This window comes from Pseudomonas sp. JV245A (assembly GCF_032424515.1).
GTDB classification, from domain to species: Bacteria; Pseudomonadota; Gammaproteobacteria; order Pseudomonadales; family Pseudomonadaceae; genus Aquipseudomonas; species Aquipseudomonas protegens.
The window spans coordinates 1-12,841 of sequence record NZ_VYKE01000145.1 but is presented as its reverse complement, the minus strand read 5'-3'; the positions used below and the strand labels follow the sequence as shown (position 1 = coordinate 12,841).

General features: G+C 64.0%; 11 protein-coding genes. 7 read left to right on the top strand and 4 right to left on the bottom strand.

Annotated features, from left to right (window positions below):
• A partial coding sequence (locus F6S12_RS25915; RefSeq protein ID WP_315869462.1) for a PAS domain-containing protein occupies positions 1-378 on the bottom strand: 378 nt, incomplete at its 3' end.
• Positions 379-726: 348 nt separating this feature from the next.
• On the opposite strand from F6S12_RS25915, the gene F6S12_RS25910 reads away from it, so the two are divergent.
• Both F6S12_RS25910 and dapA read left to right on the top strand, forming a co-directional pair.
• Positions 727-1,266, top strand: coding sequence for a GNAT family N-acetyltransferase (locus F6S12_RS25910; protein ID WP_053151926.1), 540 nt, complete (start codon positions 727-729; stop codon positions 1,264-1,266).
• Between the two features lie 343 nt (positions 1,267-1,609).
• Positions 1,610-2,458 (top strand): 4-hydroxy-tetrahydrodipicolinate synthase, encoded by an 849-nt coding sequence (gene dapA, locus F6S12_RS25905; protein WP_011061603.1) that lies wholly within the window; start codon positions 1,610-1,612, stop codon positions 2,456-2,458.
• Positions 2,459-2,572: 114 nt separating this feature from the next.
• On the opposite strand, the gene F6S12_RS25900 is transcribed toward dapA, so the two are convergent.
• From F6S12_RS25900 to F6S12_RS25890, 3 genes are all read right to left on the bottom strand, one after another.
• Positions 2,573-3,229 (bottom strand): ribonuclease T2 family protein, encoded by a 657-nt coding sequence (locus F6S12_RS25900; RefSeq protein WP_011061604.1) that lies wholly within the window; start codon positions 3,227-3,229, stop codon positions 2,573-2,575.
• Positions 3,230-3,400: 171 nt separating this feature from the next.
• Positions 3,401-4,036 (bottom strand): LysE family translocator, encoded by a 636-nt coding sequence (locus F6S12_RS25895; protein WP_011061605.1) that lies wholly within the window; start codon positions 4,034-4,036, stop codon positions 3,401-3,403.
• Between the two features lie 129 nt (positions 4,037-4,165).
• Complete coding sequence (locus F6S12_RS25890; protein WP_041118501.1) at positions 4,166-5,497, bottom strand: HD domain-containing phosphohydrolase; 1,332 nt, start codon at positions 5,495-5,497, stop codon at positions 4,166-4,168.
• 201 nt (positions 5,498-5,698) lie between these two features.
• Between F6S12_RS25890 and F6S12_RS25885 the strand changes: the two genes are divergently transcribed.
• The 5 genes from F6S12_RS25885 to F6S12_RS25865 form a co-directional block, all read left to right on the top strand.
• Entirely contained in the window at positions 5,699-7,624 is a 1,926-nt protein-coding gene (locus F6S12_RS25885) for a putative bifunctional diguanylate cyclase/phosphodiesterase (RefSeq protein WP_315869461.1), read from the top strand.
• The gene (locus F6S12_RS25880) at positions 7,614-8,609 is read left to right on the top strand and encodes a cytochrome-c peroxidase (RefSeq protein WP_011061608.1); all 996 of its coding nucleotides are present in this window, start codon (positions 7,614-7,616) and stop codon (positions 8,607-8,609) included. Before F6S12_RS25885 ends, F6S12_RS25880 begins: the two co-directional genes overlap by 11 nt.
• Positions 8,606-10,411: a DAHL domain-containing protein gene (locus tag F6S12_RS25875; protein WP_015635841.1), complete on the top strand. Its 1,806-nt coding sequence runs from the start codon at positions 8,606-8,608 to the stop codon at positions 10,409-10,411. The genes F6S12_RS25880 and F6S12_RS25875 overlap by 4 nt, the downstream gene beginning before the upstream one ends.
• The gene (locus tag F6S12_RS25870; protein WP_011061610.1) at positions 10,411-11,829 is read left to right on the top strand and encodes an ATP-binding protein; all 1,419 of its coding nucleotides are present in this window, start codon (positions 10,411-10,413) and stop codon (positions 11,827-11,829) included. The genes F6S12_RS25875 and F6S12_RS25870 overlap by 1 nt, the downstream gene beginning before the upstream one ends.
• Before the next feature lie 44 nt (positions 11,830-11,873).
• Positions 11,874-12,841: DUF2252 family protein (locus F6S12_RS25865; protein ID WP_315869460.1), on the top strand; the 968-nt coding region annotated here is incomplete at its 3' end.

Below are 12,841 nucleotides of genomic sequence, written 5' to 3'. Positions count from 1 at the left end.
GGCGCGCTCCACCTGCTGGCGCTCGGGCTTGACCCGCACCGATTCGTAGCCGGCAATCACGCCCTGGCTGAATATCGGTGTGACATAGGCGTTGACCCAGTAATGATCACCGTTCTGGCAACGGTTCTTGACGATGCCCATCCAGCTCTTGCCGTCCTTGAGGTAGGACCACATATGGCCGAACACCGCTTCGGGCATGTCCGGATGGCGCACGATGTTGTGCGGGCTGCCAATCAGCTGTTCGCGGCTGAAACCGCTGACCGCAACGAACTCGTCATTGCAGTAAGTGATCTTGCCATGGGTATCGGTGGCGGAAATAAGCCGTTGTTCGGCAGGAAACACCCGCTCACGCTGAGTCACCGGGAGATTGTTTTTCATTTGAAAAACCTCGCAGGAAGTCTGGTAATTGCTCGTCATGATCAAACAGCAACTGGCGCATCCTGCGATTACCCGAAGACTTCTTCTGCGTACCTGCAGAACTTTCCCGAGCCTGATGAGCAATCCACTACAACAACTGCCCAGCGCCCGACCGAATCGAGTTTAGATAGCACTTTTAATCGCGCTATTGCCTCCAGGGAAATAACTTCCCTGGCAACGGAACTAGATTCAACACTCTTGACCTGGATCAATACTTAGCCTGGCAAGCAATGCCCCGGCCGCCCCTGGTTGAGAACCGATGGCCCATCACCTACCTTCTCCAGGTCCCTAAGCCATAGAGCCGCGCCAATGCCTGCCTCCTGCCAAGAAACTGCCCGCCTGCTACTGCGCGCCCCGACCCTGGACGACCTGCCCCAGGCCTGTGCCATCCATGGCGACCCGCAGACCAACCGCTTCAACCCCAACGGCCCGATCAACGCTGCCGCCTGCGCCGACAAGCTGCACGGCTGGATCGAACACTGGCAGCAGCACGGTTTCGGCTACTGGGCCATCGCCCTGCGCAGCGACCCGCAACGGCTGATCGGCTTCGGCGGGATCATGCAGGGCTTCTTCGGCCACGAGCCGGGGCTGAACCTGTACTTTCGCTTGCGCCCCGAGGCCTGGGGCCAGGGCTATGCCGCGGAAATGGCCCGGGCCGCCCTGCACCTGGCCTTCAGCGAACTGCATGCACCGCGGGTCACTGGCCTGGTGCGCCCCGACAACCTGCCCTCGCGGCGCGCCCTGGAGCGCCTGGGGCTGAGCCTGGACGGCGAACTGGATGATTTTCCCGGCCAGGCGCCGAGCCTGCTGTACCGCATCAGCGCGCCGGACAACCCAGGCCCGGGCTAAGCCTCAGGGCAGGCACCCTGGCAGCCTGCACGGCGGATTCAACGGATTCGAGGATTGACAAAGCGATCGCCGGCTTTTAAAACTGGGCGCCTGATTCTTGAGCCTGCAGCGACCATGTCCCCAGCCACGCCCTTCATCCTTCGCACCATTGGCCTGTCGGCCAAGGTCGAGGCGCGCGTGGCCTGCAGCTCTAAATCGAAGAAACAGTCGCTCATGTGACCGGGGCGCTGTGTCCCGTCAGATGAGCTGACAGGACCTCAAGCGCTACGGACACCCTCCCCCTGCTTACCGCCCTTCTACTCTTCTGACGACGACCCGACGGTCAACCATCAGGAGAACACGCATGTCATCGTTTCAAGGTATCTGGGTCCCTATCGTCACCCCTTTCATCGACGGCGCCGTCGATTTCGCCGCCCTGGGGCGCTTGACCACTCACCTGCTGGAAAGCGGCGTAGCCGGGCTGGTGGTTTGCGGCACTACCGGCGAGGCCGCGGCCCTGGACAAGGACGAGCAGTTGGCGGTGCTCGATGCGGTGCTGGAGCGAGCCCCCGCCGGGAAGGTGATCATGGGGCTGGCGGGCAATAACCTGAAGTCGCTGCTGAGCCTGCAGGAACAGATCCTCGAGCGTGCGGTGGCCGCCTTGCTGGTGCCCGCGCCCTACTACATCCGGCCGTCGCAAGCAGCCCTGGAGAGCTTCTTCGCCACCGTGGCCGACGCCTCCAGCGTGCCGCTGATTGTCTACGACATTCCCTACCGCACCGGGGTGAGCCTGGACACCGCTACTTTGCTGAACATCGTGGCCCATCCACGGATCGCGGCGGTCAAGGACTGTGGCGGCAACCTGGAAAAGACCCTGGCGCTACTGGCCTGCGGGCAGATCGAAGTGCTGTGCGGCGAGGACCTGCAATTGTTCAACGCCTTGTGCCTGGGCGCCCATGGGGCCATTGCGGCCTCGGCGCATATCCACCCGCAACGGTTCGTCGCCTTGCTGCAACAGGTCCGGGCACAGCAACTGGACGCGGCCCGGAGCACCTTCATGCAACTGGTGCCGCTGATCAAGGCGCTGTTCGCCGAACCCAACCCGGCGCCGGTCAAGGCACTGCTGGCCCACCAGGGGTTGATCGGAACGCAGTTGCGAGCACCGATGCACGATTGCAGCGCCGCCCTGCAAACCCTGCTCCGCACCCTGTAGGAGCGGGCTTGCCGGCGAAGAGGCCGCCACGGCTTGCACCCGCCCCAGGTAGGCTTTCGCGGGCAAGCCAGCTCCTACAGCGATGCGACATCGGTGGGGTTCTTGCAGGTGCCTTCAGCGGATGGGCGGAATGCGGATCTGCCCGGCACGGCACTGGTTCTTCACGCCTTTGCCGCAGGCGCCGAACTCCAGGTCCTTGGTCAGGCAAACACGAACCTCGGACAGCTCGGGGCCGCTGCACAGAATGGCGATGCCGTTCTCGGCGATCCCCGGGTTGCTCTGGCGAAACTGCTGGGCAATCTGGCTGGCCTCGAAATAGCGCACCGTGGTCGAAGGCTGCAGCGCCTCGGGAATCTGTACCCTGGCCAGGGCCTTGTCCGCGGCATCCAGGTACCCCATGGCCCCCAGGCCGCTGCAGGTGCCGTGCTTGCTCCATTCATGGTTCATCAGCTTGGCGGTGGGAAACAGGGTCAGGCCCTTGGCCCGCTCCTGGGCATTGAGCTGGGTCAGGGGTGGGCAGGACTCGGGCCAGCCACCCTTGGCGTATTGCGGCCACAGGCCGTGCAGGACAAAACCGTAGCCCTTGCCGGTGCACTGCTCGTTTTCCGGGTGCATCAGGCAGAAGGTCGGCGACCAGGACAGGGTCAGCAGGTAGTAGTCGAAGGTACCCGCCACCGAATCGCGCTGCTGCTTGGGCTGACGTGCGTCGCTGATGCCCACCATCCCCAGGGTCAGCACCAGGGCTGCCATCAGGGTAAAAAACTTTCTCATCGTGACCTTCTCCTTGGGAAAGCGCATCGTCCTGGCCCCGCCATCGGGGTGGAACGGATTGAAAACAACCTGATCTTTCTGGCAGGCCGGCGTTGCCGGAACATGACAGCAATTGCCCGGTGTCCCGCAGAAGCCGGTCAGGCAGCGGCCCGGAGAATACCCGCCAATGCCCTAGGCGGCAGCGCCCTCACTGCGCCGATACAGGCCGACACCCAGCGCCAGCACCGCCAGCAGGCCGGCACAACTGCGGTTGATCCAGCCCATGACCCGGGCGGAAAAGCGCGCCATGGCCCGCCGGCCACCCACGGCATAGAGGCTCATCATCAGGCAGTCCACCAGGGCGCTGACCACGGCCAGGATCAGGTACTGCTCGGCCACCGGCTGCTCCGGGCGCACGAACTGCGGCACGAAGGCGGAGAAAAACAGCAGGCCCTTGGGGTTTGACAGCCCCACCAGCAACGCCCGGCGAAACGCCGACCAGCCGCTGGCCGAGGCCCCGCCCACCGTACAGGCCAGGGCACGGGTAGGCGCTCGCCACAAGCCCCAGGCCAGATACAGCAGATAGGCCGCGCCGCAGCTCTTGACCACCACGAACAGCTCTTGCGAGGCCTGCAGCAACGCCCCCAGGCCGCAGCCCACCGCGCCGATCAGCAGCAGGTCGGACAACGCCGCGCCGGCGATGCCCCAGCCAGCCACCCGCATGCCATGCACCGCGCCATTGTTCAAGGCCAGCAACATCGAGGGGCCGGGGGTAATCATCACCGCGCTGACGGTGACGATGTACAGCAGCAGGGTTGGTATATCCATGGGTTCGCTCCAGGGTCATCCGCCGCGATCCGAAATCGCCCGGAGCACCTCAGGGCGCCCACTACGCGGGGGGCAAAATATGACGGATCACTGCAGTACCGGGCAAGCACGACGGACCGCACACGCCACTCAGGCGTCGGGAACGCTGACGAAGATGCTGTAGCGGGCCCCTTCCATGGCTTCGAAGGCGATCAGTTTCTGCACCAGCGGTTCGCTGAGCACCTTGCCGGCATTGAGCAGCAACATGCCGTTGTCGGCATTCAGGTTGCGCCGCAGGACCATCCCGGCCTGCAGCTCCCGGGTTCCCAGGACCTTGACCGTCGGATCATCGACGGTGACATCGCTCTGGTAGGCAGCACAGACCTGGACAAAGTCTTCCACCAGATTCGGGTCGTACAGGCGGCCCGCGTACTTGCGAATGAACAGCAGGGCTTCATCGCTGTTCATGTGCCGTTCCAGAATGAGCCCGCACTGCAACTCGATGAAATCCACCGCCAGCTTCAACAGCCGGGAGCCCCAGGGAATCGCCTCGCCCTTGAGGCGCTGGGGAAAGCCGCTGCCGTCCCAGCGCTCCTGGTGATGAAGGATCAGCCGCGCGGCATCCTGCATCGGTTCCAGTGCCATCAGCACCGATTCGCTCTGCTCGGGATAGGCGCGGTAGCGCGCCTGATCGGTATGGCGCAACAAGTCCGCCGGCGCCAGCAACATGGCATCGCTCCAGCTCAACTTGCCGATGTTGTACAGGGCCGCCGCCATGGTCAGGTCGCGGCTGCTGGCCTCGTCCAGGCCGTGCCTTTTGCAGCAGGCACGCACCAGTTCGATGATCTTGCGGTTGGTTTGCTTGTCCGCGGGCAGCCGCAGGTTGGCCAGCAGCGAAAACACCTCGGTGGCGGTCACATAGCTGTGCTTGAGTTCTTCGTAGGCCAGGTCGAGCATGTCGGCAGTCTGCTGCAGCTCCGCGGTCCGCGAAGCCACATGCCGTTCCAGGCTGGCGTTGCTGGCCTTGAGTTGCTGGTTCTGCTCCAGGACCAACTGCTGCAAACGCTTGAGCTCACGCTCGGCGAGCTGGTGCTCCAGGGTCTGGCGCAGGATCAGCAGCAGCTCTTCGTCATTCCAGGGCTTGCTCAGGTACTGGTGGATCTGCCCGTCGTTGACGGCCTTGATGATGGTGTTCAGATCGGCATAACCGGTGAGCAGGATTCGCCGCACCGCCGGGTACTTCTCCCGCACCCGGGCCAGCAGGGCCGCGCCGTCCATGCCGGGCATGCGCGCGTCGCTCATCACCAGGTCGACGGGGCCTTCGGCGAGGATCTCCAGCGCTCTGGCGCCGCTGTTGGCCAGCAGCACTTCATAGGGCTCGGGACGCAGCAGGCGCTTGAGACTGTTGAGAATCGACTCCTCGTCGTCCACCAGCAACACACGTGGACGCCTACCTGGCTCAACCGGCTGCGGATCTTCCATGGGGCTCTCCCTGTGCGGCATAGGCTGCCCCGCTCCGTGCTCACGGACGGATCGGCAGCGGCGGTTTTTCCCAGACAATCCTAGATGAGTTTTTTATTTTCACGCCATTGCCCCCCGCGAAATAAATTCGTCAGCCGCGGCACTGCGCAATGACTATGCTGACAACGTTGCAAGGCGGGCTCAGGCTACTAGGGAAGGTCTATGGACGCTGGCAGTGACGCACAGACAAAGGCACAAGACGCCTCGGACCAGCCCCCAGGGCGGGCCAACCGACGGATCCTGATTGTCGATGACAGCCCGGCAATCCATGAGGATTTCCGCAAGATCCTGGCGCCGCGCCAGGCCCCGGACCTGAGCCTGGCCGAGCAACAGTTGTTCGGCCACGCCACGATGCCAGCGCAGCAAGCGCCCTTCTGCCTCGACTCGGCGTTCCAGGGCCAAGAGGCCCTGGCCCGGGTCGAAGCGTCCCTGGCCCTGGGCCTGCCCTATGCCATGGCGTTCATCGACATGCGCATGCCCCCCGGCTGGGATGGGCTGGAAACCATCGAGCGCTTGTGGAACGCCGACCCGGACCTGCAGATCGCCCTGTGCACCGCCTATTCCGACTATTCCTGGGAAGCCATGGCGCAACGCCTGGCATTCGGCGACCAGTTGCTGATCCTGAAAAAGCCCTTCGACAGCCTGGAAATCCGCCAGATGGCCAGCGCGCTGACCTGGAAGTGGCAGATGGCACAGGACGCCCGGCAGAAACTCGACGACCTGCAACAGACCATCGAAAGACGGGTGGCCGAACTGCTCAAGGTCTCCCACCTGCTGCACTACGACGTGCTCACCGGCCTGCCCTCCAGCACCTTGCTGGGGGACCGCCTGGGCCAGGCCATGGCACGGGCCCGCCGTTATGAGCAGCGGCTGGCGGTGATGTTCCTCGGCCTGGACCGGTTCAAGCGGATCAACCATGCCCTGGGATACCCGGCCGGGGACGAGTTGCTCAAGAGAATCGCCCGGCGCCTGGAACAAGGCATGCGCGAGTCGGACTCGCTGTTTCGCTACGGCTCCGACGAGTTCGTGGTGGTGCTCCATGACCAGCAGCATCCGGCGCAGATACGCGCGCTTGCGCAAAAGCTGCTGGCCACCGTGAGCCAGTTCGATGACATCGCCGGGCACGACCTGCAGGTGACGGCCAGCCTGGGCATCAGCCTGTACCCCGAGGATGGCCAGGATGCCCTGGCGCTGATCAAGAAAGCCGAGATGGCCATGCGCACCAGCAAGGAGCAGGCACCGGGCAGCTACTGTTTCTTCACCGATGACATGACGCACCGGGCCCGGGAGCAGCAATACCTGGAGTCGGGGATTCTCCAGGCCCTGGAACGCCGGGAGTTCCACCTGCATTACCAGCCGAAAATCCACCTGGCCTCGGGCAATGTGGTAGGCGCTGAAGCGCTGATTCGCTGGCAACGCCCGCAACAGGGCTGGATCAGCCCCGAGCTGTTCATTCCAGTGGCCGAAGACAGCGGCTTGATCACCCGCATCAGCCAATGGGTCCTGGGGGAAGCCACTCGCCAGTGCCGGGCCTGGCAGAACGCCGGCCTGCCCCCTGTGCCGTTGTCCATCAACCTGTCGGCGGCTGACTTCAGGCAGCCGCAACTGCTCCAGCAACTGCGCGACGCGCTCAGCGACAACGCCCTGGACCCGGCCTGGCTGGAACTGGAAATCACCGAAGGCGTACTGCTGCAGAACGTCGAGGTCACGCTGGCTACCCTGCTGGCGATCAAGGCCCTGGGCGTGCGCCTGGCCGTCGATGATTTCGGTACCGGCTATTCGAGCCTGAGCTACCTGCGCAAGTTTCCCGTGGATGTGCTCAAGATCGACCAATCCTTCATCCACGGCCTGAGCCACGAACACAAGGACGCCGTACTGGTCAGCGCCATCATCAACCTGGGGCGCAGCCTGAACCTGAAGGTCATCGCCGAAGGGGTGGAGACGCACCAGCAACTGACCTTTCTCCAGCAGCAAGGCTGCGAGGAAGCCCAGGGCTACTACTTCAGCAAGGCCCTGCCCGCCGAAGACTTCGCTCGCCTGCTGGGCAAGCACAGGCCGCAGTTCCAGGTGACGGACCATGACCACTGACCAACCGCGCCAGCCGCCGCGCCGCCGCGCACGGGTACTGCTCCTGCTGCTCTGGGCAGGGCTGGGCGCCACCAGCCCGAGCGCTTTTGCCGCGCCCCTGGACGAACCGCTCAAGCCGTTGCCCGCACCGCCGGCACTCGACCCCCAGCGGGTCGAGCTCGGGCGCCAGCTGTTCAACGAACCGCGCCTGTCCCAGGACCACAGCCTGTCCTGTGCCAGCTGCCACCGGCTGGACCAGGGCGGGGCCGACTCCCAGGCAAAATCGCCGGGTTTCAAGGGGCAGCCTACCCGGGTCAACACCCCCAGCGTGTTCAATGCCGCGCTGAATTTCCGGCAGTTCTGGGACGGGCGTGTCGAATCCCTGGAAGCGCAGATCGACAGCGTCGTGCAAAGCCCCAGCGAGATGGGCAACACCTGGCCGGCGCTGATCCGCACCTTGAGCGATGACAGCGCCTACCAGAAGTCCTTCGGTGCCCTGTACCCGGACGGCATCACCGCAGCCAACGTGCAAAATGCCCTGGCCACCTATGAAAAGACCTTGCTCAGCGCCAACTCGCGGTTCGACCAGTACCTGCAAGGCAATACCGACATCCTCAGCCTGGAAGAAAAATACGGTTACCAGCGCTTCAAGGATTACGGCTGCATCGCCTGCCACCAGGGGGTCAATATTGGCGGCAACATGTTTCAGAAGTTCGGCGTGATGGGCGACTACTTCGCTGCCCGGGGCAACCCCACCGACGCCGACCTGGGGCGCTTCCTGGTCACCGGCGACGAACAGGACCGCAACGTGTTCAAGGTGCCCAGCCTGCGCAATGTCGCAGTGACTGCGCCCTACTTCCATGACGGTTCGGCGCCGACCCTGGAGCAGGCAGTGGAAGTCATGTTCAAGTATCAGCTGGGGCGCCCGCCCAATACCCAGGACATCAGCCTGATCGTCAAGTTTCTCAAGACCCTGACCGGCGAATGGCAGGGCAAGCCCTTATGAAGCTGTCCCGACGCGTGCCGATCATGCTGCTGTCGCTACTGACCCTGAGCCTGGTGCTGGGGCTGGCCTTTCTCTACTTCAAGACGGTGATCGGCCAGCCCTCGAACTACGTACTGGCGCGGGACCTGATCAGCCATATCAAGCAGTTGAATGCCCAATGGGAAACCGAGGTGCTCAAGGCTCGGATCGCCATCACCCACGACTACGATCCACTGGTCATGCCGGTGCAAGAGATCAACCAGCTGTGGAACCGCTTCGATCAGCTTTCACAACAGAACCACAATGACCCGGCCGCCTGGACGGCCGGCCACCAGGCGTTCATCGAGGCCTTCCAGGAAAAGGCCGGCCTGGTGGAGCGTTTCAAGACCCACAACGCGGTGCTGCGCAACTCCCTGGCGTTCCTGCCCACTGCCGAAGACGACATCCAGCGCCGCCTGGCCGGCCTTGACGACCAGGCGCGGCTGTCAGAGCAGACCATTGCCATCGATACCTATGACCTGCTGCTCAGCAGCCTGGAGTTCGCCCAGGTTTCCAGCGACGACCGGGCCGCAGACATCCTGGTGGGGCTGAACAAACTGGCGGTCAACAAGGAGCGCCTGCCCGAACCCATGCATGAGCCGGTGGAGATCCTCAGCAACCACGTCTCGGTGATTCTGCGGGAGCAGCCGGTGGTCAACGACCTGCTGGAGCGCATCACCTCGATCCCCATCGCCCAGCGCCTGGACGACATCACCCATCTGCTCAACGCCGATCAGTCGCAGGCCGACCTGCAGGACCAGAAGGCCCACCAGTACCTGCTGCTCTTTGCCGCCTTGCTGGTGATACTGATTCTCTACCTGGCCGTCAGGCTGGTACGCAGCTACGCGGTCATCCGCCGGGTGAACACGGCCCTGCAGAGCGCCAACGAGCACCTGGAACACCGGGTCGAGGAGCGCACCCGGGAGCTCAAGGAAGCCCAGAGCGAACTCATGGACAGCGCCCGCCAGGCGGGCATGGCGGAAATTGCGACCAACGTCCTGCACAACGTGGGCAACGTGCTCAACAGCGTGAATATCTGCAGCGAAATGCTCAGCCGCACCCTGCGCTCCAGCAAGGCACAAGGGCTGGGCAAGGCCATGCAGTTGATCAACCAGCACCAGGATGACCTGGGGCGTTTTTTCACCGAAGACGACAAAGGCAAGCTGCTCCCCGGCTACCTCAATCAATTGGTCGAAGCCATAGCCACCGAACAGCAGGGCATGGGCGAAGAACTGGCTCAGTTGGCCCGCAGCGTCGACCACATCAAGGAAATCGTCGCCACCCAGCAATCCTATGCCGGAGCCTCACGACTGATAGAACCCCTGCGGGTCGCCGAGCTGATCGAAGACGCCCTGCGCATGAACTCCGGCGCCCTGGCCCGGCATCAGGTCACGGTGGTCAAGGACTATGGCCCGTTGCCTCCGGTGATGGGCGACAAGCACCGCATGCTGCTGATCCTGATCAACCTGATCAGCAACGCCAAGTACGCCATGTCCAACCTTGATGATCATTCACGGACCCTGACCCTGAGCGCCAGAGTGCTGGACGGCCAGACCCTGAGCATCAGCGTCAAGGATGAAGGCGAAGGCATCCCCGCGGAGAACCTGACGCGGATTTTTTCCCACGGCTTCACCACCCGCAAGGACGGCCACGGCTTCGGCTTGCATAGCTGCGCCCTGGCGGCCATGGAGATGGGTGGACAATTGAATGTGCACAGTGATGGCCCCGGCCTGGGCGCCACCTTCACTCTGGACATCCCGCTGATCAGCGCAGAGGACCCATGATGGACCAGTTGAACAATCGCCGGATCCTGCTGATCGACGATACCCCGTCGATCCACGAGGACTTTCGCAAGATCCTCACCCCGCCCGAGGCAGACGACAACGGTCTGGATGACCTGGAGGCACAGCTGTTCGGCGCCACGGCCAAGCCCCGGCAACAGCCTTTCGAACTGGATTCGGCCTACGGCGGCGAGGAAGGCCTGGCCATGGTCTGCCAGGCCCAGGAGCGGCAGCGTCCCTATGCCCTGGCGTTTGTCGACATGCGCATGCCCCAGGGCTGGGACGGCGCGCAGACCATCGAGCGCCTCTGGCAACAGGACCCGCGGCTACAGGTGGTGGTGTGCACCGCCTACTCCGACTATTCCTGGGAAGAGCTGCTGGAGCGCCTGCAGGGTCATCACCGCCTGCTGATCCTGAAGAAGCCCTTTGACAACATCGAAGTCCAGCAGATGGCCAACACCCTGACCAGCAAGTGGGAAATGACCGCCCGCGCGCTTTTGCAAATGCATCACCTGGAGCACCTGGTGCAGCAGCGCACCGAAGACCTGAGGCAGGCCGGGGCGGCGCTGCAACTGGAGATCGACGAACGCAAGCAGTTGGAAAACCAGCTGGTGCAATCGGAAAAACTGGCCTCCCTCGGGCAACTGGCCGCCGGGGTCGCCCACGAAATCAACAACCCCATCGGTTTCGTGTCCTCCAACCTCGGCAGCCTGGCAGGCTACCTGCAGCAGCTCGACCAGATGCTCAGCGCCTATCGCCAGGCCGAAGAAGCCATCGCCGCGCCGGAACTGCGCAAGCACCTGCAGAGCCTGCGCGAGAGCATCGACCTGGACTTCCTCCAGCAGGACATTCCGGTACTGATCAGGGAGTCCAAGGAAGGCATCGGCCGGGTGGCGCAGATCGTCAAGGACCTGAAGAACTTCTCCCGGGTCGACAGCGACCAGCAATGGCAGCTGGCGAGCCTGCAACAGGGCATCGACTCGACCCTGAACATCGTGGCCAACGAACTCAAGTACAAGGCCGACCTGGTCACCGACTACCAGCCGTTGCCGGAAATCGAATGCCTGCCCTCCCAACTCAATCAAGTGGTGATGAACCTGGTGGTCAACGCGGCGCAGGCCATAGGCCCCGAGCGCGGCACCATTACCCTGCGCAACGGCGTGGACGGCGAGCGGGTCTGGCTGGAGGTCAGCGACAGCGGCTGCGGCATCGACCAGGAGCACCTGGCCAAGATCTTCGACCCCTTCTTCACCACCAAGCCGGTGGGCCAGGGGACCGGCCTGGGCCTGTCGCTGTCCTACGGCATCGTCAAGAAGCACGGCGGGCAGATCAGCGTGCAGAGCCAGCCGGGCGTCGGCAGCACCTTTCGCGTGGAACTGCCGATCCGGCAGGCGCGTCAGGAGTTGCCCGCACAACCCTAGCCAAACCGCCCCCCTACCGCTAAGGCCTGGCACAGGAGCTGTCCATGAACCGCCCCGACGATTCGATCAAGCTCGGCAAGCAAGCCCGCAAGGACTGCCCCCGCAGCTCCCATTCCGATCCCGGGCAGATCAAGCGCGACCCCTTGCCGTTGATCGAGGCCTCCAGCCAGGGCCGGGTCCAGTCCCTGGTGGCACTGCGCTACGGGCGCATGCTGGTGTCGCCCTTCACCTTCTACCGTGGCAACGCCCTGCTCCAGGCCCACGACCTGGCCAGCACCCCGGACATGGGCCTGCGCTCGACCATCTGTGGCGACTGCCACCTGATGAACTTCGGCGGCTTTGCCACCCCCGAGCGCAACCTGCTGTTCAGCGTCAACGACTTCGACGAGGTCCATCCCGGCCCCTGGGAGTGGGACCTCAAGCGCCTGGTGGCGAGCTTCCTGATAGCCGCCCGGCACCTGCGCCACGGCCCGGGGGTCGAAGAGGCCCTGTGCCGCGAACTGGTGGGCGCCTATCAGCGCAGCATGGCCACCTGCGCCGGGCAAAGCGCCCTGGAGATCTGGTACGACGCCCTGACCTACGAAGACCTGCTGCACCAGGCGCGCTCCAACAGCGACACCCTGGAGCATGTGCAACGGGCCATCGACAAGGCCGCCCGGCGCACCCATGCCGAGCTCCTGCCCAAGATCAGCGAACGCGACGCCCGGGGCCGCCTGCTGATTCGCGACGACCTGCCGGAAATCTTCCACCTGCACAACACCACCAGCCTGCTGGACCCCGACGATGACTGGATGCGCCTGGAAGACTGGCGGCCGCTGTACGACACCTTCATGCGCGACTACCGCGGCACCCTGCAGGCCGACCGCCGCGACCTGCTGGCACGGTTCCAGCCCAGCGACCTGGCCTTCAAGGTGGTGGGGGTTGGCAGCGTCGGCACCCGCTGCCTGGTGGCGCTGCTCACCGACGCCCAGCAGCGGCCACTGTTCCTGCAATTCAAGGAAGCCCGGCGCTC